The sequence below is a fragment of the uncultured Polaribacter sp. genome, assembly GCF_947503855.1.
Lineage (GTDB): Bacteria > Bacteroidota > Bacteroidia > Flavobacteriales > Flavobacteriaceae > Polaribacter.
Genome location: NZ_CANNFF010000006.1, coordinates 170,533 through 195,565 on the forward strand (window position 1 = coordinate 170,533; position 25,033 = coordinate 195,565).

19 protein-coding genes are annotated in these 25,033 nt (G+C 30.4%); 8 read left to right on the plus strand and 11 right to left on the minus strand.

All coding sequences use genetic code 11. The annotated features are described in order from the left end of the window. Window positions 1-176: 176 nt before the first annotated feature. On the plus strand, window positions 177-863 hold the full coding sequence (folE, locus tag Q0662_RS06900) for a GTP cyclohydrolase I FolE (RefSeq protein ID WP_298948239.1): 687 nt from the start codon (window positions 177-179) through the stop codon (window positions 861-863). 174 nt (window positions 864-1,037) lie between these two features. Next, the gene (locus tag Q0662_RS06905; RefSeq protein ID WP_298948240.1) at window positions 1,038-5,792 is read left to right on the plus strand and encodes a glycosyl hydrolase; all 4,755 of its coding nucleotides are present in this window, start codon (window positions 1,038-1,040) and stop codon (window positions 5,790-5,792) included. A gap of 92 nt (window positions 5,793-5,884) precedes the next feature. Here the strand turns inward: Q0662_RS06905 and secA are convergent, their stop codons facing one another. From secA to fumC, 5 genes are all read right to left on the minus strand, one after another. After that, window positions 5,885-9,226, minus strand: coding sequence for a preprotein translocase subunit SecA (secA, locus tag Q0662_RS06910; RefSeq protein WP_298948241.1), 3,342 nt, complete (start codon window positions 9,224-9,226; stop codon window positions 5,885-5,887). A 144-nt stretch (window positions 9,227-9,370) separates the two neighbouring features. Next, window positions 9,371-9,592 carry a DUF2795 domain-containing protein gene (locus Q0662_RS06915; RefSeq protein ID WP_036785931.1) on the minus strand — a complete coding sequence of 74 codons (222 nt, stop codon included), beginning with the start codon at window positions 9,590-9,592 and terminating at the stop codon, window positions 9,371-9,373. 157 nt (window positions 9,593-9,749) lie between these two features. Next, window positions 9,750-10,322 carry a cob(I)yrinic acid a,c-diamide adenosyltransferase gene (locus Q0662_RS06920; RefSeq protein WP_298948242.1) on the minus strand — a complete coding sequence of 191 codons (573 nt, stop codon included), beginning with the start codon at window positions 10,320-10,322 and terminating at the stop codon, window positions 9,750-9,752. A gap of 64 nt (window positions 10,323-10,386) precedes the next feature. Continuing rightward, a complete protein-coding gene (locus Q0662_RS06925; RefSeq protein WP_298948243.1) occupies window positions 10,387-11,163 on the minus strand; it encodes a class I SAM-dependent methyltransferase in 777 nt (258 codons plus the stop codon). A gap of 132 nt (window positions 11,164-11,295) precedes the next feature. After that, a complete protein-coding gene (gene fumC / locus Q0662_RS06930) occupies window positions 11,296-12,693 on the minus strand; it encodes a class II fumarate hydratase (protein WP_298948244.1) in 1,398 nt (465 codons plus the stop codon). Between the two features lie 158 nt (window positions 12,694-12,851). Between fumC and Q0662_RS06935 the strand changes: the two genes are divergently transcribed. Then, window positions 12,852-13,025, plus strand: a complete 174-nt coding sequence (locus Q0662_RS06935; protein ID WP_298948245.1) for a hypothetical protein — start codon at window positions 12,852-12,854, stop codon at window positions 13,023-13,025. A gap of 111 nt (window positions 13,026-13,136) precedes the next feature. Here the strand turns inward: Q0662_RS06935 and Q0662_RS06940 are convergent, their stop codons facing one another. The 3 genes from Q0662_RS06940 to prfB all read right to left on the minus strand — a co-directional run bounded on the left by Q0662_RS06940 (window position 13,137) and on the right by prfB (window position 17,161). Then, window positions 13,137-15,596, minus strand: coding sequence for an outer membrane beta-barrel protein (locus Q0662_RS06940; protein ID WP_298948246.1), 2,460 nt, complete (start codon window positions 15,594-15,596; stop codon window positions 13,137-13,139). 94 nt (window positions 15,597-15,690) lie between these two features. Then, window positions 15,691-16,032, minus strand: coding sequence for an arsenate reductase (glutaredoxin) (gene arsC, locus Q0662_RS06945; RefSeq protein ID WP_298948247.1), 342 nt, complete (start codon window positions 16,030-16,032; stop codon window positions 15,691-15,693). Window positions 16,033-16,066: 34 nt separating this feature from the next. Further along, window positions 16,067-17,161, minus strand: a complete 1,095-nt coding sequence (gene prfB, locus Q0662_RS06950) for a peptide chain release factor 2 (protein ID WP_298948248.1) — start codon at window positions 17,159-17,161, stop codon at window positions 16,067-16,069. 301 nt (window positions 17,162-17,462) lie between these two features. Between prfB and Q0662_RS06955 the strand changes: the two genes are divergently transcribed. Next, window positions 17,463-18,482, plus strand: coding sequence for a low specificity L-threonine aldolase (locus Q0662_RS06955; protein ID WP_298948249.1), 1,020 nt, complete (start codon window positions 17,463-17,465; stop codon window positions 18,480-18,482). A gap of 121 nt (window positions 18,483-18,603) precedes the next feature. Here the strand turns inward: Q0662_RS06955 and Q0662_RS06960 are convergent, their stop codons facing one another. Continuing rightward, window positions 18,604-19,218 carry a hypothetical protein gene (locus tag Q0662_RS06960; RefSeq protein WP_298948250.1) on the minus strand — a complete coding sequence of 205 codons (615 nt, stop codon included), beginning with the start codon at window positions 19,216-19,218 and terminating at the stop codon, window positions 18,604-18,606. A gap of 2 nt (window positions 19,219-19,220) precedes the next feature. Further along, the gene (locus tag Q0662_RS06965; protein ID WP_298948251.1) at window positions 19,221-19,715 is read right to left on the minus strand and encodes an RNA polymerase sigma factor; all 495 of its coding nucleotides are present in this window, start codon (window positions 19,713-19,715) and stop codon (window positions 19,221-19,223) included. Window positions 19,716-19,839: 124 nt separating this feature from the next. Here Q0662_RS06965 and Q0662_RS06970 point away from each other — a divergent pair, with 124 nt between their 5' ends. Genes Q0662_RS06970 through Q0662_RS06985 form a run of 4 tightly spaced genes read left to right on the plus strand, consistent with a single transcriptional unit; the run spans window position 19,840 to window position 23,554 of the window. Then, a complete protein-coding gene (locus Q0662_RS06970; RefSeq protein ID WP_298948252.1) occupies window positions 19,840-20,733 on the plus strand; it encodes a MerR family transcriptional regulator in 894 nt (297 codons plus the stop codon). A gap of 56 nt (window positions 20,734-20,789) precedes the next feature. Next, window positions 20,790-22,250 carry an oleate hydratase gene (locus Q0662_RS06975; protein WP_298948253.1) on the plus strand — a complete coding sequence of 487 codons (1,461 nt, stop codon included), beginning with the start codon at window positions 20,790-20,792 and terminating at the stop codon, window positions 22,248-22,250. 7 nt (window positions 22,251-22,257) lie between these two features. Further along, window positions 22,258-23,100 (plus strand): phytoene/squalene synthase family protein, encoded by an 843-nt coding sequence (locus tag Q0662_RS06980; protein WP_298948254.1) that lies wholly within the window; start codon window positions 22,258-22,260, stop codon window positions 23,098-23,100. Window position 23,101: 1 nt separating this feature from the next. Continuing rightward, window positions 23,102-23,554 (plus strand): sterol desaturase family protein, encoded by a 453-nt coding sequence (locus Q0662_RS06985; protein WP_298948255.1) that lies wholly within the window; start codon window positions 23,102-23,104, stop codon window positions 23,552-23,554. 193 nt (window positions 23,555-23,747) lie between these two features. On the opposite strand, the gene argH is transcribed toward Q0662_RS06985, so the two are convergent. Then, window positions 23,748-25,025, minus strand: coding sequence for an argininosuccinate lyase (argH, locus tag Q0662_RS06990; protein ID WP_298948256.1), 1,278 nt, complete (start codon window positions 25,023-25,025; stop codon window positions 23,748-23,750). Between the last annotated feature and the right edge of the window lie 8 nt (window positions 25,026-25,033).

Genomic DNA, 25,033 nt, shown 5'->3' on the forward strand with positions numbered 1-25,033 from the left:
AATAGCTTAACTTTCTAAACTATACAAATTTATAAGTTACTCTGTTAGAATAAGCTAATCAAAGGTTGTTTTTTTTAATTTTAAATGAAAATTGATAGAATTATAACGATAACTTATTCAGAAACTAAAATAATACGTTGTAAACACGTAAATTTGCATTATTATAAACGATTGAAATGTTTGAATTGAACAGCAAAATGAATGACGAAAGAATTGAAGAAATAGGCGATAACCATGTAGCAACGTCTGCAAAAAATCCACTAAGAGCTAACGCTTTTTCTATTTCTGACGAAGAAAAAATAGATAAAATTCAAGAAAGTGTTAAAGATATTTTATACACTTTAGGTATGGATTTAGAAGACGATAGTATACAAGGAACTCCAAAAAGAGTGGCGAAAGCTTTTGTAAATGAGCTTTTTATGGGCTTAAATCCTAAAAACAAACCTTCTGCTTCAACATTTGATAATAATTATAATTATGGCGAAATGTTGGTAGAAAAAAACATTGTGGTATATTCTACTTGCGAGCATCATTTATTGCCAATAGTTGGTAGAGCACATGTGGCTTATATTTCTAATGGCAAAGTAATTGGCTTGTCTAAAATGAATAGAATTGTCGAGTATTTTGCAAAAAGACCACAAGTACAAGAGCGTTTAACCATGCAAGTTGTACAAGCAATGCAAGAAGCCTTGGGTACAGAAGATGTAGCTTGTGTAATAGATGCAAAACATTTATGTGTGAATTCTAGAGGTATAAAAGACATAGAAAGTTCTACAGTAACTTCTGAATTTGGAGGAAAGTTTAAAGAAAAAGAAACTAAAAAAGAGTTTTTACAATATTTACAAATGGATACGCATTTTTAAAATACTGATTATAAATTATTTAAAACCCGTTTTGAACTCGTCAAAACGGGTTTTTTGCTATTATAGAAATTTAATAGGTTGTATTGTTTTTTAACGAATTATGTATAGCTTTTGTATAGGGAGTTTTTATTGTTTGTTGTTTAGATAATTATAGTTTTAAAAAAATAATATAATATGTATAATACTTATATCAAACCTTTAATAACAATATTATTAATTTGTTTATCAACTGCAATTTTCTCACAAACTACTCAAGTAGGTAGTGGTAGCTATACCAATACTTATCCAGGAGCAGATAGTGCTGGTAGAAATGGTTTTCCATCAGGTGTTCCACAAATCACAGGGAGTGCAGTTGGCAAACCAATTCCTACAAACGATTGGTGGTCTAAATTAATCAAAGAAAATCACGCAGATAATTTGTTCAATTATCCAATGACCATGAAAACCACAAATACAGGTTTAATTGTTACCTATATTCCTTGGGGTGTTATTGGCGATTCTGCACCAATAGAGGTGGGCTTAACAGGTTTGAATACAGATAAAACAACAGTTTCAGATTATTCAGATTGGACAGTAACTATGAATTGGAAAGATGGTGATAATGAGTTAAAAGCAACTTCAGGAATTGGAATGCCTTTTGTCTACTACGAAAAAGATGCAGATGATGTTGTTCAAATCAAAGTCAACTCAGGTTCAGCGTCAATCAACAACGAAATTTTAATCATAGAAAATGCTTCTAGTGGACAAGATTTTGTTTTTTATGCGCCATCAGGAAGCACTTGGTTACAATCAGGAAGTACGTATACATCAACTTTAAACGGAAAGACCTATTGGTCTATGGCAATGCTACCACAAAATACAGCCAATGTTGCAAGTGTAGCTCAAGATATGCAAAAATATGCTTATGTTTTTCCTGCAAATACAACTACATCTTGGTCTTATAACGAAAGTAGCTCAAAAGTAACTACAACATTTTCAGTATCAACAGATATAAAAGAAGGTACTGAAGATAAAATGTTATTGGGTTTATTGCCTCATCAATGGTACAATTTAATATCAAGTTCACCAGTACCAAATGCATATACTTACAGTTCTGTTAGAGGGGAATTAAAAATGCTTGCAGAAAATAGTTTTATTGTTGAAAATACATTTAAAGGTATTTTACCAACTATTCCTTATTTAGCAAATTATAGTAATGGTTTTAGTCCAGCAGTTCTTGATGCTAAAATATCTCAAATCGAAAATGATGGTTTAGCAACTTGGACAGATTCTTATAATGAAGGCCAAGTGATGAATCGTTTGATACAAACTGCTAGAATAGCAAATCAAACTGGAAATATAGAGGCAAGAGATAAAATGATTACTACTGTTAAAGAACGTTTAGAAGATTGGTTAACGTATGAATCTGGAGAAACAGCATTTCTATTTTATTACAATGATACTTGGTCTGCATTATTGGGTTATCCTTCTGGCCATGGGCAAGACACTAATCTTAACGATCATCATTTTCATTGGGGGTATTTTATACATGCTGCTGCTTTTATGGAACAATATGAACCAGGTTGGGCAACAAAATGGGGACCAATGATTAACACATTAATTAATGATGCAGCTTCTGCTGATAGAAATGACGATAAATTCCCTTTTTTAAGAAACTTTAGTCCTTATGCAGGGCATAGTTGGGCAAATGGTTTTGCAACTTTTCCTCAAGGAAATGACCAGGAATCTACTTCAGAAAGTATGCAATTTGCATCATCATTAATTCACTGGGGAACTATTACCGATAATAAAGAAATTAGAGATTTAGGAATTTACATTTACACCACAGAACAAACTGCTATTGAAGAATATTGGTTTGATATGTACGAACGTAATTTTAGAGCAGAACAGCAATTTAGTTTGGTATCAAGAGTTTGGGGTAATTCTTATGATAATGGTACTTTTTGGACAGCAGACATTGCAGCTTCTTATGGTATCGAAATGTATCCAATTCACGGAGGTTCTTTTTATTTAGGGCATAATCAACAATATGCACAAAAATTATGGACAGAAATTTCACAAAACACTGGTGTTTTAAGTAAAGAAGATAATGATAATTTATGGCACGATACCTATTGGAAATATTTATCAATGGTAAACCCACAAGAAGCCGTAAATTTATACAACGCATACCCAGAGCGTAACCTAAAATTTGGTGTTTCTGATGCACAAACGTATCATTGGTTGCATTCTGTAAATGCAATGGGTGTTGTTGATGCTTCAATTACAGCAGATTATCCTATTGCTGGCGTATTTAAACAAAATGGAGAAACTACATATGTAGCACATAATTATTCTGATAATGAAATTGTAGTTACGTTTTCTGACGGATTTCAATTAACAGTTCCTGCGCATCAAATGAAAACTAATAGAGATGTTGATGTTTCTGGAGTTTTAACTTCGGATTTTCCTCAAGCTTTTCCAAACGGAAGTGTTAATTTATCTGTAACAACTACTGGAAATAACATCACAAAAGTAGAATTTTTTGATGGAACAACTTCTATTGGAGAAGATACTTCAGCACCATATCAATTAAAAGCAGAGAATTTAACGCTTGGTGTTCACGGTTTTTATGCAAAAGTATATGTGGATAGTCAGTTTAATGTAACCAACATTGTAAAAGTACAAGTTGGTGAGCAAGTACCGTATTCAGCTACACCAATTGCAATACCTGGAACTTTAGAACCTGGTTTTTATGATAAGTTTGAAGGTGGAAATGGACAAAATATTGCTTATGTAGATACTTCAGTAGGTAATAATGGCGGTTTTAGAACTAGTGAAAATGTAGATGCAATTTTGGTTGATGGTGAAGGAGCAACTGTAGGTTGGTTGGCTTCTGGAGAATGGATGGAATACACAGTTGATGTTGCAACTGCTGGTAATTATGACTTAAGTTATAAATATGCTTCCGGTAACCAGAGTGGAGGAGGTCCTTTTTATTTTGAAGTTGATGGAACTAAAATTAGCCAAGATATTGCTGTGCCTTATTCTGGTGATTGGGATGTTTGGAAAACAGAAACTGTTTCTAATATTCAATTCACAAAAGGAAAAAATGTATTGCGATTATTTATAGAAAATGGCGAGTTTAATTTAGGTAAATTAATATTTACTTACAATAGTGCGTTATCATTTACGCCTCCAATAGCTATTGCAGGTGATAACATTTCTGTAATTTCACCAAGTACATCAACTACTTTAGATGGATCTGCAAGTAATGATCCAGAAGGGCAAACTATATCTTATAATTGGACACAAGTATATGGTCCTACAATTATAACCTTTGATGACAACAACATAGCATCACCAACTATTTCTAATTTAGTAGATGGTGTCTATAAGTGTAAGTTAACGGTTAGTGACGGTACCTACCAAGATACAGATGAAGTTTTGGTTATTGTGTCAGCTTCCGGTAATTTAAGACCTTCTATTTTTATTAATTCGCCAAGTAATAATGCTGCTTTTAAAGAAGGGCAAAACATCACTTTCACTACAATTTCCAATGATTTAGATGGTAGTATTGCTTTAGTAGAATTTTTTAACGGAAATACCAAAATAGGAGAAACAACTGCATCACCATTTAATTTTACTTGGTCAGATGCTTCTTTAGGGAATCATCAAATTACAGCTGTTGCTACCGATAATTTGGGGGCAAAAACAACATCATCAGTAGTTAATATATCTGTAAACGAAGAAAAGAAATGTTCAGAAGTTTCATCAGAAGCTCAACAGGGCGCTTTTTCTCAAGGCTATAAAGTAACTTTTGAAACAATTGGAACTTCAGTAGAAATACAATTTGAATTGTTAGATACAGATAAAACAGGTGTAATTGCTTACTTATGGAAACAATCTCCATTTGCAGAAACTCAAATGAATCAAGAATCAGGTCTTGTTTTTAAAAGTACTGTTGGCGGTGTTTCAGTTGGCGAGACCATAAGTTATGCTTGTAAATTTGCATATGCAGGTGGTTTGTCTGCAACAAACTATTTTTCTTATCAAGTAGGTAGTAGTTGTACAGGTAGTTCATCAGATACAACTGCACCAGAAAATTTTACAGCAACAGTAGGCAATGTAACTGCAACTACTGTAGAATTTGTATTAAATGGTACAGACGATTCTGGCAAAGTGATTTATGAAATTGACTATAATGGTAATTCAGAATCGGTAAATGCAAACTCTGGTGAGCAGACTTCTTATACAGTTACAGGTTTATCTGCAGATACAGACTATACTTTTACTATAAAAGCGAAAGATTTATCTGGTAATGTTGCCACAAATAATCCTATTATATTAAATGCAAAAACCACCGAAAACACCAATACAGATTGTGCTGGTTTTGCAAGCGATGCTATAGAAGGAGCATTTTCTTTAGGATACAATTATGAGTTTACCACAAATGGTTCTAGTGTAACAATTACTTTTGAACTGTTAGATACTGATAAAACAGGTGTGGTAGCCTATTTATGGAAACAATCTCCATTTGCTGAAACACAAATGAGTTTAGTTTCAGGTAAAAAATTCTCACAAACTATTAATGGTTTAACAAACGGAGAGACCATAAGTTATGCTTGTAAGTTTGCTTTTGCTGGTGGATTAGCAATTACCAAATATTTATCTTATACTGTGGGTGATAATTGTACATTAAGCACAAAAGATAATATTTTATCAAGTTCTGTTACTTTATACCCAAACCCAGCACAAGATGTTTTATATATATCTTCACCAATTAAAAAGATTACGAATGTTGTGGTTTATTCTTTATTGGGTAAAAAGCTCTTGAGCTTTGATTCAGGTTCAGAAAAAATAAGGATTGATGACTTGTCAAGTGGATTGTATTTCATTAAAATATATAATGATAAAATAAGTTATACTAGAAAGTTTCTTAAAGAATAAGAAGTTTAACAACTTATAAAAAAATCCGTTTAGATAAATTCTAAACGGATTTTTTTGTTCCTGCCTTCAAAGAAATGACAAACAAAAGATATTTAATTATTTACCAAAACCCATTCTCCTTTTTCTATTAATGGAATGGCTTGTTTAAATTTTACCACTTTTTCTTCGCCACTCATTACATTTTTAATAGTAACACGTTCGTTTCTGCCAATTTTTGGCTGTTCTCTTACAACGGTTTCTACAGGTTCTGAAGATTGCTGACGAGAGTTTTGAATCGCTTGTTCTGTTGTATTTTGCACATCAGCTTTACTAGTACTTAAATTTTCTCTTTTTTGCTGACGAGCTTCAGAAATTTGATTTCTATCTTGTGCAGGTAATTCACCTTTAAATAAGAAAGATAATACTTCTTTATTGATGTGATCTACCGTAGTTTTAAATAATTCAAAAGCTTCAAATTTATAAATTAAAAGCGGATCTTTTTGTTCGTAAGAAGCATTTTGTACAGATTGTTTTAACTCGTCCATTTTACGCAAATGCTCTTTCCAGTTTTCATCTATAATAGCAAGTGTAATGTTTTTTTCAAAATCGGTAATTAAGCTTTTACCTTCACTTTCATAAGCCTCTTTTAAATTGGTAACTACTTGTAAAGATTTAATTCCGTCTGTAAAAGGTACAACTATACGTTCATATTTATCACCTTCATTTTCATAAACATCTTTAATTACAGGATATGCTAAAACAGCATTTTTTTCAATTTTATTTTTATAGTGTTCTGTAACAATATTATATAATTGATCTGTGATTTCTTTTTCAGATAGTTTTTCAAATTCCTCTTCAGAAAAAGGAGAAGTCATAGAAGAGAATTTAATCAATTCGAACTCAAAATTCTGAAAATCTTTTACAGATTTGTTACTGTTTACAATAGATTCGCAAGTGTCATAAATCATGTTAGCAATATCTAATTGCAAACGTTTACCATCTAATGCATTACGTCTTCTTTTATATACAAACTCACGTTGTGCGTTCATAATATCATCATACTCTAATAAACGTTTTCTGATACCAAAGTTGTTTTCTTCTACTTTTTTCTGAGCTCTTTCTATAGATTTTGTAATCATAGAGTGCTGAATTACTTCACCTTCTTTTAAGCCCATTCTGTCCATCATTTTTGCAATTCTATCAGAGCCAAATAAACGCATTAAATTATCGTCTAAAGCTACATAAAATTGAGAGGACCCTACATCACCTTGTCGTCCAGCACGACCTCTTAACTGTCTGTCTACACGTCTAGAGTCATGACGTTCTGTACCAATAATTGCCAAACCACCAGCTTGTTTTACTTCGTTAGAAAGTTTAATATCTGTACCACGTCCTGCCATGTTTGTCGCAATAGTTACAACACCAGGTTTACCAGCTTCTGCAACAACATCTGCTTCTCTTTTATGTAATTTTGCATTTAAAATATTATGTGGAATTTTACGCATTTGTAACATTCTACCTAATAATTCAGAAATTTCTACAGAAGTTGTACCTACTAAAACAGGTCTTTTTTGCTCTACTAATTTTACAATATCGTCTATTACTGCATTGTATTTTTCTCTAGCAGTTTTATAAACTAAATCTTGTTTATCATCTCTTTGAATAGGTTTATTGGTAGGAATTTCTACTACATCTAATTTGTAGATTTCCCATAATTCTCCAGCTTCTGTAATCGCAGTTCCTGTCATACCAGACAATTTACGATACATTCTAAAGTAATTTTGTAAGGTTACTGTTGCAAAAGTTTGTGTAGCATCTTCAATTTTTACATTTTCTTTTGCTTCTATAGCTTGGTGCAATCCGTCGGAATAACGACGACCGTCCATAATACGTCCTGTTTGCTCATCAACAATCATTACTTTGTTATCCATTACTACATACTCAACATCTTTTTCAAAAACAGTATATGCTTTTAGTAGTTGATTCATGGTATGAATACGCTCGCTTTTAATGTTAAAGTCTTTGTATAGTTCTTCTTTTTCTGAGGCTTTTTCTTCTGCAGAATTTTCAGAAGCATCAATTTCGCCAATTTTTACACCAATGTCTGGTAATACAAAAAAGGTATCGTTGTTTGTTTTTTCAGATAAATGTGCAATCCCCTTATCTGTTAAATCTATTTGATTGTTTTTTTCTTCTACAACAAACCATAAGTCTTCATCTACCTCTGGCATTAACTTGTTGTTATCTTGCATGTAGTAATTTTCTGTTTTTTGCAAGATTTGTTTGATACCTTCTTGAGACAAAAACTTAATTAAGGCTTTGTTTTTTGGTAACCCTCTGTATACTCTTAATAATAAGAAACCACCATCTTTATCATTACCCTCTGCTATTAATTTTTTTGCCTCTGCAAGTACACTTACCAAATGTTGTTTTTGTAAACTTACAATATCTGCTACCAAAGGTTTAAGCTCTGTAAATTCGTGTATATCTCCTTGTGGAATTGGTCCAGAAATAATTAAAGGAGTTCTTGCATCATCAATTAAAACAGAGTCTACCTCATCTATAATGGCATAATTTGGTGTTCTTTGTACCAAATCGTCTTTAGAGCTAGCCATATTATCGCGTAAATAATCGAAACCAAATTCGTTATTTGTACCATAAGTAATATCTGCATTATAGGCTTTTCTACGTGCATCAGAATTTGGTTGGTGGTAATCGATACAGTCTGTAGTTAAACCATGAAATTCGAAAATGGGTCCCATCCACGCTTTATCACGTTTTGCTAAATAGTCGTTTACAGTTACTAAATGCACCCCTTTTCCTGTTAAGGCATTTAAATATACAGGTAATGTAGATACAAGTGTTTTACCTTCACCCGTCATCATTTCTGCAATTTTACCTTGATGTAAAACAGAACCTCCAATTAATTGAACATCATAGTGTATCATGTCCCAAGTAACTGGTTTTCCAGCTGCATCCCAAGAGTGAGCCCAATAAGCTTTGTCTTCTTCTAAAGTTACGTTGTCTCTTTCTGCAGATAATTCTCTATCAAAAGGTGTGGCAGTAACTTGTATTTCTTCATTTTCTACAAAACGTTTTGCAGTTTCTTTAACGACTGCAAATGCTTCTGGCATAATTTCTAATAACGTATCTTCAGAGGCTTTGTAGGCTTGGTCTTTTAAAGTATCTATTTCTGCATAAATATCTTCTTGTTTGTCAATATCGGCCGTTTTTGCGTCTATTTCTAAAGCATCTATTTTGTCTGTAAATTGTTTAGTTGCTGCCTTAATTTTGTCTTTAAATTCTATAGTTTTTGCCCTTAACTCGTCATGAGAAAGTTTAGAAAGTGCTGCTTCAAACTTTTTTACATCCTCTACAATAGGTTGTAAATTTTTTAAATCTTTCTGTTGCTTATCGCCTACAAAAAGTTTTATTACAGAATTTAATATGCTCATTATTATTTATTTTTTTATTACAAATTGAATTTGTATTTATTTGTATATCAATTTATTATAAATCTACAAAAAGATTTATTTTTGATGAACTTAAAAACAAAAAAAAAGCCTCTTTAGAGACTTTTTTATATCATTTTTGGATTTTTAATATTCATCTTCATTCCAAAGATAATCATCTTCCGTTGGATAATCTGGCCAAATTTCTATAATAGAGTCATATGAATCACCTTCATCTTCTATGTCTTGTAAGTTTTCTACAACTTCTAACGGTGCTCCAGTTCTAATAGCGTAATCTATTAATTCGTCTTTGGTTGCTGGCCAAGGTGCATCTGCTAAATAAGATGCTAATTCTAATGTCCAATACATTTCTTAATGTTTAATTTTGTGCAAAAATAATTTTTTTACGCAATTATGCAAGTCTTTTTTAAGAAATATAATAAAAAGTTATTTTTAAGATTAATTATACTGATAACTAATTATTAAAACTTAAAAATAATTTTTAATTCAATAAAAAAAGAACGTATTAATTTTTTGTAGGTATCCATTTTATTTCTTCTACCTGTGTGTCTTTAGTCAATTTTCGTGCCAGCACAAAAAGAAAGTCAGAAAGTCTGTTTAGGTAAATTAAAATGTCATTATTTATATTTTCTTGATCGTTTAATTCAACAGAAAGTCTTTCTGCACGTCTACAAACACATCTAGCAATGTGACAGAATGACACTGCTTGATGCCCTCCAGGAAGTATAAAATGTGTCATTTGGGGTAACTCAGCCTCCATTTTATCGATTTCATTTTCTAAAAAGGCAATCGATTTTTTATCAACTTTAGGAATATTTAATCGTTGTTTACCACTTTTTAAGGTTTCTTTTTCTGGAGGAGTAGCCAACATTGCACCTAGTGTAAACAGTTCATTTTGAATATTTAAAAGAAGATTTTTTGCATTTTTAGAAATTTCTTGGTCTTTTATTAACCCAATATAAGAGTTTAGTTCATCTACAGTGCCATAGCTCTCGATGCGTAAATTGTATTTTTTTACTCTTGTGCCGCCAAAAAGAGCTGTTGTACCTGTGTCTCCTGTTTTTGTGTAAATTTTCATGTTGATGAGTTCAAGATTTTGGGTTTAAAATTCAAAGTTACAAAGTTTACTTTCTAAGAAAATGTTAAACTCTAATTTTAAAATGTTCTTTTGCTTGTTCTTTTCTAAAAAATACAATTCCGTAATAAAAAAGGTCTACTGTTACAGTAACTTTTGGATTGTTTTTTATTTCAATCCAAGTACTTTCCATTTCTGTATCCCGATAAATATCATTAAAAATAAAAAATGAGTTATTATGAATAGTTGAAACACAATTATTAAAATGTACTAGGGTTTCTTTTTTTGTATGATTCTCGTTAAAAAGAATACAATCAAAAGTGCTGTTTTTTGTAACATCTGATATTGTTTTAGAAAACTTGCCTGTTATTATTTTTATTTGTTCTAAATGGTTGTTTTCAAAAATGTTTTTAGCCACTTTTGAAGTTTCTTTACAGTTTTCTAAAGTGGTTATATTCGATGTTTTGTTTCCAGCTTTTAAGGCAGTTGTATACACACCCAAAGAAGTGCCAATTTCTAAAATGCTTTTAGGTTTAAAATACTTTATAATTTTGATTAAAATACGTGTTTTTTTATTAGAAATAGGACCTATTTTTTCAATTCTAGGAGTTTGAAGTGTATTAGTTTTAAAAACATTAGAATCAATATCAAAATTTGTTACTTTTTTAAAGCTTTTAGTATCTGAAAGTTGATTTTTTATGTTTTGAAAAGCCTCCCATTTTTTGGCGTTTATTTTTTTGTACAATCCTTTGGTAACCAAATTAAAAATAAAAGGGGAGTGTACCCCATGTTGGTTGGTTGATTTTAATAAAAAAGCAAGAAATTTTCTTTGGTGGTAAAACATTTTGTAAAAATGAAAAACGAAATTAAAATAAAATTATAGCTTTATCCTCATAAAAGGTATATTTATTTTCCATACTATTTATAAAAAAAACCGAAGAGTTAACTTCGGTTTTTTTTTAGTAAAATATTCTCTCTATTTTAGACTACCTGTCATTTCTTCTGGTTTTACCCAAGCATCATATTCTTGTGGAGTTACATACCCCAAATTAACAGCTTCTTCTTTTAGAGTAGTGCCATTTTTATGAGCAGTATTTGCAATTTCTGCTGCTTTGTAATAACCAATTTTAGTGTTTAAAGCCGTAACTAACATTAAAGAATTATTTACCAATTCATTAATTCTTGAGTGATTTGGTGTTATACCAGCTACACAATTTTCTTCAAAAGAAGTACAAGCATCTCCAATTAATTGTGCAGATTGTAATACGTTTGCAGCCATCATTGGTTTAAACACATTTAATTCGTAATGACCTTGTGTGCCACCAACGGTAACAGCAACATCATTGCCCATAACTTGTGCACATACCATTGTAATAGCTTCTGCCTGTGTTGGGTTAACTTTACCTGGCATAATAGATGAACCTGGTTCGTTTGCAGGTATTATAATTTCTCCAATTCCAGATCTTGGTCCAGAGGCCATTAAACGAATATCATTTGCAATTTTATTTAAAGAAACAGCTATTTGTTTTAAAGCTCCATGAGTTTCTACTAAAGCATCATGTGCTGCCAAAGCTTCAAATTTATTTTCTGCAGTTACAAAAGGTAAGTCTGTAAATTCTGCAATATATTTTGCGACTAATACATCATATCCTTTAGGTGTATTTAAACCAGTACCAACAGCTGTACCACCAAGAGCTAACTGACTTAAATGTGCTAAGGTATTTTCTAAAGCTTTTAAACCAAAATCTAATTGAGCAACGTATCCAGAAAATTCTTGTCCTAACGTTAAAGGAGTTGCGTCCATTAAGTGTGTTCTACCAATTTTAACTACATCTTTAAAAGCTACTGCCTTTTTATTTAAGGTGTTTCTTAATTTAATAATGCCTGGTATCGTAGTTTCTATCACTTTTTTATAAATAGCAATATGCATCCCTGTAGGAAAAGTATCGTTTGATGATTGCGATTTGTTTACATCGTCATTAGGTTGAATTGTTTTTTCACCTTCACCAATTACTTTACCAGCTATTTCATGAGCTCTGTTAGCAATTACTTCGTTTACATTCATATTAGATTGTGTACCAGAACCTGTTTGCCAAATTACCAAAGGAAACTGATCATTATGTTTACCTTCTAAAATTTCATCACAAACTTTTGCAATGAAGTCTCTTTTTTCTGATGATAACACTCCCAATTCTGTATTTGTATAGGCCGCTGCTTTTTTTAAGTATGCAAAACCATAAACAATTTCTAAAGGCATAGATGCAGGTGCCCCAATTTTAAAGTTATTTCTAGAGCGTTCTGTTTGAGCTCCCCAATACTTATCTGCAGGCACATTTACTTGCCCCATTGTATCTTTTTCTATTCTGTATTTCATTTTGAATGATTGTTTGTGTAGCCAACAAATTTACAAAAAAGCAGGCATATTATTTATAAACATTTTGCTTGTTTTTATGTTGAAAATTTTTAGTTTTTGATAGTGAAATTTGAAAATATGTGTTATTTTTGCAATATTAATTATTTAAAGAATTTAAAATGTTAGATTTTTCTCAATTTTCTGGATTAGTTTTATTCATGTTTATTTTTACAGCTGGTTTTTGGTTGTTAATTTTTTTACTAACATTTGTAGTACCATATTGGATTGGTGGAACTATTTGGGAAAACTTAAAGTTGAAAAAAGAAGCTAGAGAAGCTGCTGAAGGCAGATAACATTAAGATATATTCACAACAAAAAACTCGTAACATTAATTTGTTACGAGTTTTTTGTTGCTTTCCCTTTGGGAAGGTCTAAATTGCTTTTTGCAATTTAGGGATAGGATTTTATCCTTCAAAATCATTATCACCTCCATTGTAATCTCTGTTTCCTTTAAACTTTTGTTTTTTCTGATTGAAACGATATACAAAGCTAACTCTTATTTGACGTTCTCTCCATTGAAATTCACTGTATTGTTCTGAAAAATCTGGTATTATTGTTGTTCGTTCACTTCTACGTCCATTAAAAACATCGCTAATATTTAAACTTAAAGAAGCTTTTTCGTTAAAAATATCTTTACTAGCTGCAATGTTCATCGTAAAAATTCCATTTGTTTGAGATATGGCACTTTGAGATGCACCTCTGTAATTAGAGTTGATTTGTAAATCAGTTTTCCCTGGAAGTGTTATTTTTTGATTTAAACGTAAGGAAAATGCTGTATTTTGAAAATCAAAATTTTGAGTTTTATTAGTAACAGGGTTTGTGTAGTCTCCATCTGTAGTAACATTAAATAAATTAAAATCACTGTTGATGTTCCAAACTTTAAAAGGTCTATAGTTTAACGTAAATTCAAACCCAACCCTTTCTTGTGTAGATAAGTTTACTGGAAATCTTCTAGTAATTGGGTCACCATTATCTGTGGTTTCTCCTGTATCTTCTTGAATTCTTTCCCAACTATCATTACTTATATTATAATAAATTGAGGTGCTTAACGTAAATTTTTCCCATCGTTTTAAATATCCTAAATCAACAGCATCAGTAAATACAGGATTCAAATCTACATTACCCGTATAAATATTTGCTTCACTAGATCTGCTAGGAAAAGGGTTTAAGCTTCTTCCTCTAGGTCTTCGAACTCTTCTATTATATCCTAAGGTCATATTTTCGCCATCTTTAATTTCGTATCCTAAATTTAAAGTAGGAAATAAATTGCCATAAGTACTCTTTTTAGGAACGCTAACATTAGCTTGATCAATTTCTACAGATGTATATTCATAACGTAAACCAGCTAAAAGAGATATATTATTAAATTTCTGACCATATTGAAAGTAGGCTGCGTTTACAAATTCTTTATAATTAAAGTTATTGTCTAAAAGGACTTCTGTAGGTATATTGTTTTTAAAATCTGTTTGTTCTAAAAAGAAACTATTAAAAATGTCTCTATAATTTCCTCTATAACCTGCTTCATACTGAATATTTTCTCCTACTGGATGTACATAATCAATTTGTAGTAAAGCTCTATCTTCATTTTGGCTTTCGATAACTTCTTCAATTTCATCAGTAAAATCAGCTATAACATCAATCTCTGGTATAAAGTTTATTTTATCTTCTACTTCTGTCGAGTACTGTAAGTTTACAGATAATCTTTTTCCAGAATCATCAAAAGTATTCACATAATCTAAGGTGTACTGTATTCTTTCTTCATCTTCTGATTCGTCTTCTGTTCTTTTAGTAGCTTGTTTTATGTTTCCATTAGGTTCAAATCTATCAATAATATTTGTATTTACATCATCATCATTACCACCATTAAAAATTATATTACCAATAATACTAGAACTTTTTGTTAGGTAATATTCAGCACCAAAGCTTGTAAATATTGACCTTCCCAATCTATCAAAATTTCTTGTTTCTATAATTCTATTTATATTTTCTGATGTTGGATTAACATATTTTGTGTCGTAATAAGAGCTACCTGGGGTTTCATTATATCTAAACCCTGTGTTTGTAAAAAAGTTCCATTTTTCTGTACGCCAATTGGCATTAAATGCAGTACCAACTCTTTCTGGATATCCTAAATCTAATTGTAAAGAACCGTTAAAACCTTTTAGTTTATTTTTTCTAAGAATGATATTTAATATACCTGCTGTCCCTTCTGCATCATACCTAGAGGAAGGTGAGGTAATAACTTCTACTTTTTCAATAGCTTCTGCATGTATTTGTCTTAATGCATCTGCACCATTAATACCCACTAATGCACTTGGTCTACCATCAATTAAAATAGTTACGTTTTCATTTCCACGTAAACTTACGTTCCCTTCTACATCTACTTGTACAGAAGGCACGTTACCTAGAACATCACTAGCATTACCACCTCTAATTGAAAGGTCTTTACCAATATTAAATACTTTTTTATCTAATCTAATATCTACTGTTGTTTTTTCTGCAACCACAACAATTTCATCTAAAGAACTGGTGTCTTCAGATAATTTAATGGTTCCTAAATTTAAATCTTTGGTAATGGTTTGCTTTGGGAATTTTTTAGATTTAAATGAAATAAATTCTATACTAATTTCGTAAGTTCCTTTTGGAGCTTCTACATTAAATTCACCATCAATACCAGTAATACCACCGGATAATTTATTAGTAATAGAATTTTTTAAAACAATAGTAGCATACTCTAAGGGTTTATTTGAAGTAGCATCTATAACCTTACCATAGATTTTTATATTGTTTGAATCGTTTATTTGTTGAGAAAATGATTTGTTTGCTAGTAATAAGAAAAGTAGTAGTGTAAGATTTTTTATCAAAACTTTTTTTTAAAATTTTTATGACTACAAATTTCACACATAGTTTAACTGCATTTAGTTAAACAAAAGTTAATAAATATTAAAAAAATTAATTCTAAATAATGTTTGTAATTTCTTCTGAAGGTCTGCCAATAACCGCTTTTTTATTATTTACAACAATAGGGCGTTCTATAAGCTTAGGGTATTTTAACATAGCTGTAATAATTTGCTTATCTGAAAGCTCTTTGCCTTTGTAATTTTCTTTCCAAATTTTTTCTGTTTTTCTAACTAAATCAATAGGAGAGATGTTTAACAAATTAATGATTTCATTTAATTCCTTTTCTGTAAGATTATGTTCTAAATATTTAATAATTTGAAATTCTTTACCAGAATTTTCTAAAATAGCTAAACCTTCTCTAGATTTTCTGCATCTCGGGTTGTGGTATATTTTTATCATTTTTAGTTTCAAAGTTTCTATTTTTGCTTACAGCTTACTCTTTCTTTTGCCCATTCAACATTAAATACGCTTTTAAGAATGCGTTTATATTTCCATCCATTACGGCATCCACATTACCTGTTTCTTGCCCAGTTCTTACATCTTTTACTAATTTATAAGGATGCATTACATAATTTCTGATTTGGCTTCCCCATTCGTTTTTCATTTTGTTAGCTTCTATATCATCTCTAGCAGCTTGTTGTTTTTGCAGTTCAATTTCATATAATTGAGATTTTAACATCTGCATTGCAGTAGCTCTATTATCGTGCTGAGAACGAGAATTGGAACAAGAAATTTGTATACCTGTTGGTTTGTGTGTTAATTGAACTTTTGTTTCTACTTTATTTACGTTTTGCCCTCCAGCACCACTAGAACGTGCAGTGGTAATTTCTATATCTGCTGGGTTTATTTCTATTTCAATAGAATCGTCTGCAACAGGATACACATACACAGAAGCAAAACTGGTATGACGTTTTGCATTGCTATCAAAAGGAGAAATACGCACCAATCGATGTACTCCATTTTCGCCTTTTAACCAACCAAAAGCATAATCGCCATCTACTTCAACTGTTACTGTTTTTATACCTGCAGTATCACCTGCTTGATAATTAAGCGTTTTTAATTTAAAACCTTGTTTTTCTGACCACATTGTATACATTCTAAACAACATTTCTGCCCAATCGCAACTTTCTGTACCTCCTGCACCCGCTGTTATTTGTACAACTGCAGATAGTGAATCTCCTTCTTCAGAAAGCATGTTTTTAAACTCAATATCTTCTAAAAAAGTACTAAGTTTTTCAAATTGTGCTGTAATTTCTGTTTCTTCAACTTCACCATCTTTATAAAAATCATATAAAACCTGTATGTCTTCATCCATAACCACTAAGGTATTGTAATCTTCTACCCACTTTTTTTTGAAACGCAGTTCTTTCATTACAATTTCTGCGGTTTTTGGATCGTTCCAAAAATCTGGATTAGCCGTTTTTTCTTCTTCGTTAGCTATCTCAATTAATTTTTTATTAATCTCTAAATAAGATTTTAGTAATTCAATTCTTTTAGAAATATTTTTTAGTTGGTCTTGTGTAATCATAAGCATCACAAAAATAAACGATTTTTTATGATTTCTTCTTTTAAAACTAAGCCTTATTTTTATAGATTTATAAAAAATATTTTTACCATGAAAAAATTACTACTTTTTACAAGCTTATCTTTTAATGGCTTTGCTCAATTTTCATAGAAAAATCTGGAAAAAAATTATAAAAAGGAATTAGCAAGCTAGAAGGATTATTTTACTTTTTATTATGATAAAAATAAGGACAAGTTATTTTTACAAGTAAAAAATTTTTGAAATTTTATTTAAAGAATATTTAAAAACTAACAAAGAAAAGCGAATGACAATAGACTTAATTTCAGACACAGTAACTAAACCATCACCAGAAATGTTACAAGCTATGATGCAAGCAAAAGTGGGTGATGATGTGTTTAATATGGACCCAACAGTAAATGCTTTGCAAGAAAAAGTTGCAAATATGTTTGGTGTGGAAGCAGCTCTTTTTTTTCCATCTGGAACCATGGCAAATCAAACTGCGATAAAATTACATACGCAACCTGGAGATTTGGTTATTTGCGATAAATACGCACATATTTACAATTACGAAAGTGGCGGAGTTGCCTTTAATTCTGGCGTAACTTGTAAATTAATAGATGGTAATAGAGGCATGTTTACGGCTAATCAAATAGTAGATATTGCTACTGCAAAACCTCAAATTTACTTACCTTTTACAAAGTTGGTTTGTATAGAAAACACCACCAATAAAGGTGGTGGAGCTTGTTGGGACTTTACTGAAATTGAGAAGATTTATCAAATTGCAAAAGAAAATAACTTGGCTTTTCATTTAGATGGTGCACGTTTATTTAATGCTTTGGTGGCTAAAAACGAATCGCCCAAACAATATGGTGCCTTGTTTGATACTATTTCTATTTGTTTTTCTAAAGGATTAGGAGCACCTATTGGTTCTATGTTGTTGGGCTCTAAAGAGCATATAAATAAAGCTTTACGTTTAAGAAAGCTATTAGGTGGTGGTATGAGACAAGTTGGTTTTTTAGCAGCAGCAGCCAATTATGCTTTAGATAATAATATTTCTCGATTGGCAGAAGATCATAAAAAAGCCAAAGAAATTGCTACAGTTTTAGAAAGCTGTAGTTACATTTCAAAAATAGAAACAGTAGAAACCAATATTTTAATTTTTTATGTGGATGAAAAAATAGGAGCAGACAATTTTATTGATAAAATGGCAGACAAAAATATTCTATTAACACCTATGGGAGAAGGTAAAATTAGAATTGTAACCCATTTAAACTATACAGACGAAATGCATCAAGTATTATTAAAAGAACTACAAAATTTTTAGAAGTAAAAACCTATTATTATAAGAGAAAATAACTCTGTAAAACACTCTTAATTTTATCATATAAAACAACATTTCTAATGGCAAAGGCAAAAGGATGGTATTTTTTAATTGAAATATACTTTTAATTAGTACTGTTTAACTTAGCTAATTCTTTGTAATTTCTTTTTAGTTTTTTTAATAAAAATCCATAGAGTAGTTGATAAAACAACCACAAGACACCTAAAAATAAAAGAGTAGCAAGTAACGTTGCCCCAATTACCATAAAAACTTGAGTTGTATTTAAGTCTTTAGAATTTGTATTAATTGTTGCTACAGTTGCCACCAGCATTAGTATTGCTACATAAGTTAAATTAAAAATCACATAGTTTCTAACTGTTTTTCTAGTCTTTAAAATATTATTCATTAAATTTTTTGTAGAATCTACAATAGAAATTTTTCGGTAGTTTACGTAAAACTTTATCAAAAAGTAAAAAATAATAATGTATGCTAAAATGTTAGAATAGTATATAAAATTCTCTAATCCAATTTTTCGATACTCTTCCATAGCAGTTTTAATATCTACAAAAAAGTACAAAGAATTTAAGATTACAAATTCTAAAATACCAATAATAAAAATCCATTTTACTATTGATGATGATTTGGAATGTGCTAACTTATAAATTTCTATGGCAGATAATTTACTAGTTTCTTCTGGTTGATTGCTCCAGGCTTTTTTATAATTGTCTAATAAATCCATAACTATGGGTTTAAAATATTTTTTAATTTTTCTTTTGTTCTATTCATTTTCACTCTTGCATTTACACTAGAAATACCTAAAGTTTCAGATATTTCTTTATAAGGTTTATCTTCTAGGTATAAGAAAATAAGTGCTTTTTCAATATCATTTAATGTATGAATAGCTTTATAAAGTGCTTTTAATTGTTGTTCTTCTGTATCATCATAATCGGTTGCTTTAATTTTGTAAGCAAGATTGCTAATATCTTGCGTTTTTACTCTTCTAGTAGATTTTCTATACAAAGAGATAGCTGTGTTTAAAGCAACTCTATACATCCAAGTACTAAATTTAGAATCTCCCCTAAATTTTGGGTAATTTTTCCAAACCTGGATAGTTATTTCCTGAAATAAATCATTATGAGCACTTTTGTTTGAGGTATATATTCTACAAATTTTATGTGCTATGTTCTGATTTTTTTCAAAGTCCTCTAAAAATTTAGCTTCTAAATTTTTTTGCAATTTGATTTAGGTTGATTAATTGTTTTATATAAGTAGCAATATTATGCAAATTGTTACATTTTTATTAAAAAAAAAATTGTTGAAGTTATTTTTTTTACATTTGTTCAACTAAAATACATATAAATTGAACAATATTAAGCAGGATTTTACAATTAAAGACTTAGAGAATATCTCTGGTATCAAGGCTCATACTATACGTATATGGGAAAAAAGATATGGCTTATTAGAACCCCAAAGAACAAGTACAAACATTAGGTATTACTCTCACAGCAATTTACAAAAGTTGTTAAACATTGTTTTGTTGAATAAAAACAATCACAAAATTTCTAAAATTGCTAAAATGTCTGAAGAAGAAATTAAAATTCAGGCAAGAGAATTAGCTTTCTCTAAAGCCATTAATGATGAAGCTTTAAGTTCTTTTAAATTATCGATGTTACAGTTTGATAAAGTACTATTTAATAATACTTATGACAAGCTGTTGCATAAAAAAACCTTTAGAGAAATTTTTAAAGATGTTTTTATTCCTTTTTTAGAACACATTGGTTTTTTGTGGCAAACAGATACTTTATTGCCAGCACATGAGCATTTTATATCTAATTTAATTGCACAAAAAATTCATATTAATACTGAGAATTTACAATATAGTATAACTTATTCTAAAAAAACTTATGTTTTATTTTTACCAGAAAATGAGATTCATGAATTAGGTTTGTTATACCTAAATTACGAATTGGTCTTAAGAGGTAATCATACGATTTATTTAGGACAAAGCCTGCCCTTAGACAATTTAGACTATTTCTTTAAAAACGATAGAGAGTTGTGTTTTGTAACCTCTTTAACAGTGCAACCTTATGATGATAAAATAGATGATTATTTTAATCAGATTAATGATATTTTAAAAGACACAAATCATGAATTTATTGCTATTGGTAGAAAGACAGAGTTGGTAAAAAATAATAATTATAATTTTCAAATAAGTTTCTTTGATACTGTTACAGATGTGTTAAAAGAATTATAATATTCACTTTATAAAAAATAAATGTTTAATTTTATTTGTTAAACAATCAAACCTAAATGGATAAACAAATTTATATTATAGGCTCTGGCTTTTCTGCTTTGTCTGCCGCTTGTTACCTTGCAAAAGAAGGTTATAAAGTAACTGTATTAGAAAAAAACGATACGTTAGGTGGTAGAGCAAGACAATACAAAAAAGATGGTTTTACTTTTGATTTAGGACCTTCTTGGTATTGGATGCCAGATATTTTCGAACGTTTTTTTGCAGATTTTGGAAAAAAACCTTCAGATTATTATACATTAGATAAGTTAAATCCTGGTTACGAAGTGTTTTTTGGAGAAAAGGATTCTTTAAAAATTTCTGAAAACTTAGAAGACATTTACAAAACGTTCGAAGAAGTAGAAAAGGGGAGTAGTAAACATTTAAAAACATTTTTAGACTCAGCAAAATCTAATTACGAAACGGCCATTTTAGATTTGGTTTATAGACCAGGTATTTCTCCATTAGAATTGGTTACAACTACAACTATTGCTAGAGTTAGTCAATTTTTTTCTACCGTTAGAAAACAAGTACGAAAAAAAATTACCAATCAAAAATTAATACAAATATTAGAATTTCCTGTATTATTTTTAGGTGCAAAACCAAGCAATACACCAGCATTTTATAATTTTATGAATTATGCCGATTTTGGTTTAGGTACATGGCATCCAAGAGGAGGTATGTACAAAGTTATCGAAGCAATGGTTTCTTTAGCTACTTCTTTAGGGGTAGATTTTAGAGTAAAGGCCAACGTAGAAAAAATATTGGTAGATGATCATAAAAACGTATCTGGTTTATTGGTAAATGGAGAGGAAATCAAAGCTAATTTAGTGTTAAGTGGTGCAGATTATCATCATACAGAAACCTTATTAGATCAAAATTTAAGACAATATTCAGAAAATTATTGGAGCAAAAAAACCTTTGCCCCATCATCTTTATTGTTTTATGTTGGTTTTGATAAAAAAATAGAGAACGCTAGTCACCATACATTATTTTTCGATACAGATTTTGATGCTCACGCAGAAGAAATTTACGACAATCCAAAATGGCCAACAGCACCATTATTTTATGCAAACTTTACCTCTATGACAGATAAAACATCCGCTCCAGAAGGTAAAGAAGCTGGCTTTTTCTTAATCCCCTTAGCACCTGGTATAGAAGATACAGAAGAACTTAGAGAGCAGTATTTTCATAAAATTATGGACAGGTTTGAAAAATTAACCAATCAAAATGTTAAAAATAATGTTATCTTTAAAAAATCTTTTTGCGTAAAAGACTTTAAAGAAGAGTATAATTCTTATAAAGGAAATGCTTATGGAATGGCGAACACTTTACTGCAAACAGCATTTTTAAGACCAAAAATAAAAAGTAGTAAAGTAAATAATTTGTACTTTACAGGCCAGTTAACAGTTCCAGGTCCTGGTGTACCACCAGCATTAATTTCTGGTAAAATAGCATCTGAACTTATTACTAAAAATTAAGATCATTATGAAAGAATTATTTGACAATGTTTCTAACAGTTGCAGTAAATTAGTGACTAAAAAATATAGTACTTCTTTTTCTTTAGCTGTAAACATGCTATCCCCAAAAATAAGAACCGATATTTATAATATTTATGGTTTTGTACGTTTTGCGGATGAAATTGTAGATACTTTTCATGAGTATAATAAAGAAGAGCTCATGGCTCATTTTGAAAAAGATTATTACATCGCAAAAGCACAAGGCATTAGTTTAAACCCTATTTTAAATTCTTTTCAGCAAACAGTAAATACATATAATATACCAGATGAAATGGTGCAAGCTTTTTTACGAAGTATGAAAGCAGATTTGCACAAAACAGAATACCAAACAAAAGAAGAGTATGATGCCTACATCTATGGCTCTGCAGATGTGGTTGGTTTAATGTGCTTAAAAGTTTTTGTAAATGGAGATGATGCAATGTTTAACGAATTAAAAGATGCAGCGATGCGTTTAGGGTCAGCATTTCAAAAAGTAAACTTTTTAAGAGATTTAAAAGACGATTTTGAGTTGTTAAACAGGTCTTATTTTCCAACTATTGATTTAGGCAAACTAGATCCAGCCTCTAAACAGCAAATAATAGACGAGATTGAAGAAGATTTTAATTATGCCTTTACAAATGGTGTTTTAAAATTACCAGTAGAAGCCAAATTTGGTGTTTATATGGCTTATAGATATTACAGAAGATTATTAAAAAAATTAAACAGTGTACCTTCAGAAAAAATTATGGATACTAGAATTCGAATTTCAGATCCAATGAAAATAAATTTGTTGGCAAGAAGTTATGTAAAATATAAATTAAATTTAATTTAAAATGTTATATGCATTTACCACAATTGGTGTATTTTTAATAATGGAAGGTATTACTTGGCTTACCCATAAATACGTTATGCACGGGTTTGGTTGGTTTTTGCATGCAGATCATCATGAGCCTGGGTATCCTCATGTTTTCGAAAAAAACGACGCATTTTTTGTAGTTTTTGCAGTACCAAGTATAGCACTTTTCTTTTTAGGAAGTTACACACCACAAACCTACTTATTTTTTATAGGTTTAGGTATTTTATGTTATGGACTCGCTTATTTTTTAGTGCACGACGTTTTAATTCACAGAAGATTTAGTTGGTTTAAAAATACCAATAACAAATACCTAAAAGCATTAAGAAAAGCGCATAAAGTTCATCATAAAAATATGGGTAAAGAAGACAGTCAATGTTTTGGTATGTTGTTTGTCCCATTAAAATATTTTAGAGAACAAAATTTGATTTAACTTTTTTTGGGCGTTTTAACGGGCTTTACACTATATCTTTTTACAGAAAAAGCAAAAAGGATGCCGTTTCAATCCCTAACGCAAACAGTTTGTCAACTTTTTAAGACTTTAAAGCTTACACGTTTTAAAAAAAATAAATCCTTCAAATTATATAAAATTGAAGGATTTTTTATGTAGCTTCATATACTTATTTCTATAATTTAGGATATTTCTCAGCAATTTTATCCAACCCTAAATTATGAATACTCCCTAAATGTGTATGTTCTTTTCCTAAATCTGGTGTGTAAGTTCCTTCCTGAACTTGCCCTCCAATCTTTTGATAAGCTTCTCTAAAAGACATGCCTTCAACCACTAAATTATTAATAGAATCTACTGTAAATAAATATTGGTATTTTTCATCATTTAAATCGATATCTTTTACAATTACCTGCTGAATGGCATAATTAAAAATGTCTAAAATGTCTTTTACATCTTCAAAAGCATTGATAATATTCTCTTTTAATAACTGAAAATCTCTATGGTAACCTGTTGGTAAATTATTAGTAATCAGTAACATTTCTGAATGTAATGCCTGAATTTTATTACACTTCCCACGAATCAATTCAAAAACATCTGGATTTTTTTTATGCGGCATAATGCTACTTCCTGTAGTTAATTCATCAGGAAACGTAATAAAGCCAAAATTCTGACTCATATACAAGCAAACATCCATAGAAAAACGAGCCATTGTGTTACACAATCCACCTAGAGCAGATGCTATAGAACGTTCGCTTTTTCCTCTACTTAATTGAGCAGCAACTACGTTGTACTTTAAGGTTGCAAATTCTAATTCTTTGGTAGTTAACTCTCTATCAATAGGGAAGGAGCTACCATACCCTGCTGCAGAACCTAAAGGGTTTTGATCTACTACTTTTGCAACTGCATTTAACATATAAACATCGTCTATTAACAACTCTGCATAGGCAGAAAACCACAAACCAAAAGACGATGGCATGGCTACTTGTAGATGCGTGTAACCAGGCAATACACTTTTTTTATGAGTTTCTGCTAGGTTTAAAAGCGTATCAAAAAGCGTTTTTGTTTTATCATTAATAATTGCCAAGTTTTCTTTGTAATACAACTGCAAAGCCACTAAAACTTGATCATTTCTAGAACGTGCCGTATGAATTTTTTTTCCAACTTCGCCTAATTTATTGGTTAGTTCCCACTCAATTTTAGAGTGTACATCTTCAAAAGATGCTTCAATTACGAAAGTTCCGTTTTCGATATCTGTTGCTAATTCTTGTAAACCCTTTTTTAAGTCAGTCAACTCATCAGCAGAAATAATACCAATAGATTCTAACATAATTGCATGCGCTAAAGAAGCTTGTACATCGTATTTAGCAATGTGTATGTCTATTTCTCTATCATTACCCACTGTAAAGTTTTCTATTTGTTTGTCTATGGTAAATCCTTTATCCCAAAGTTTCATATAAAAAA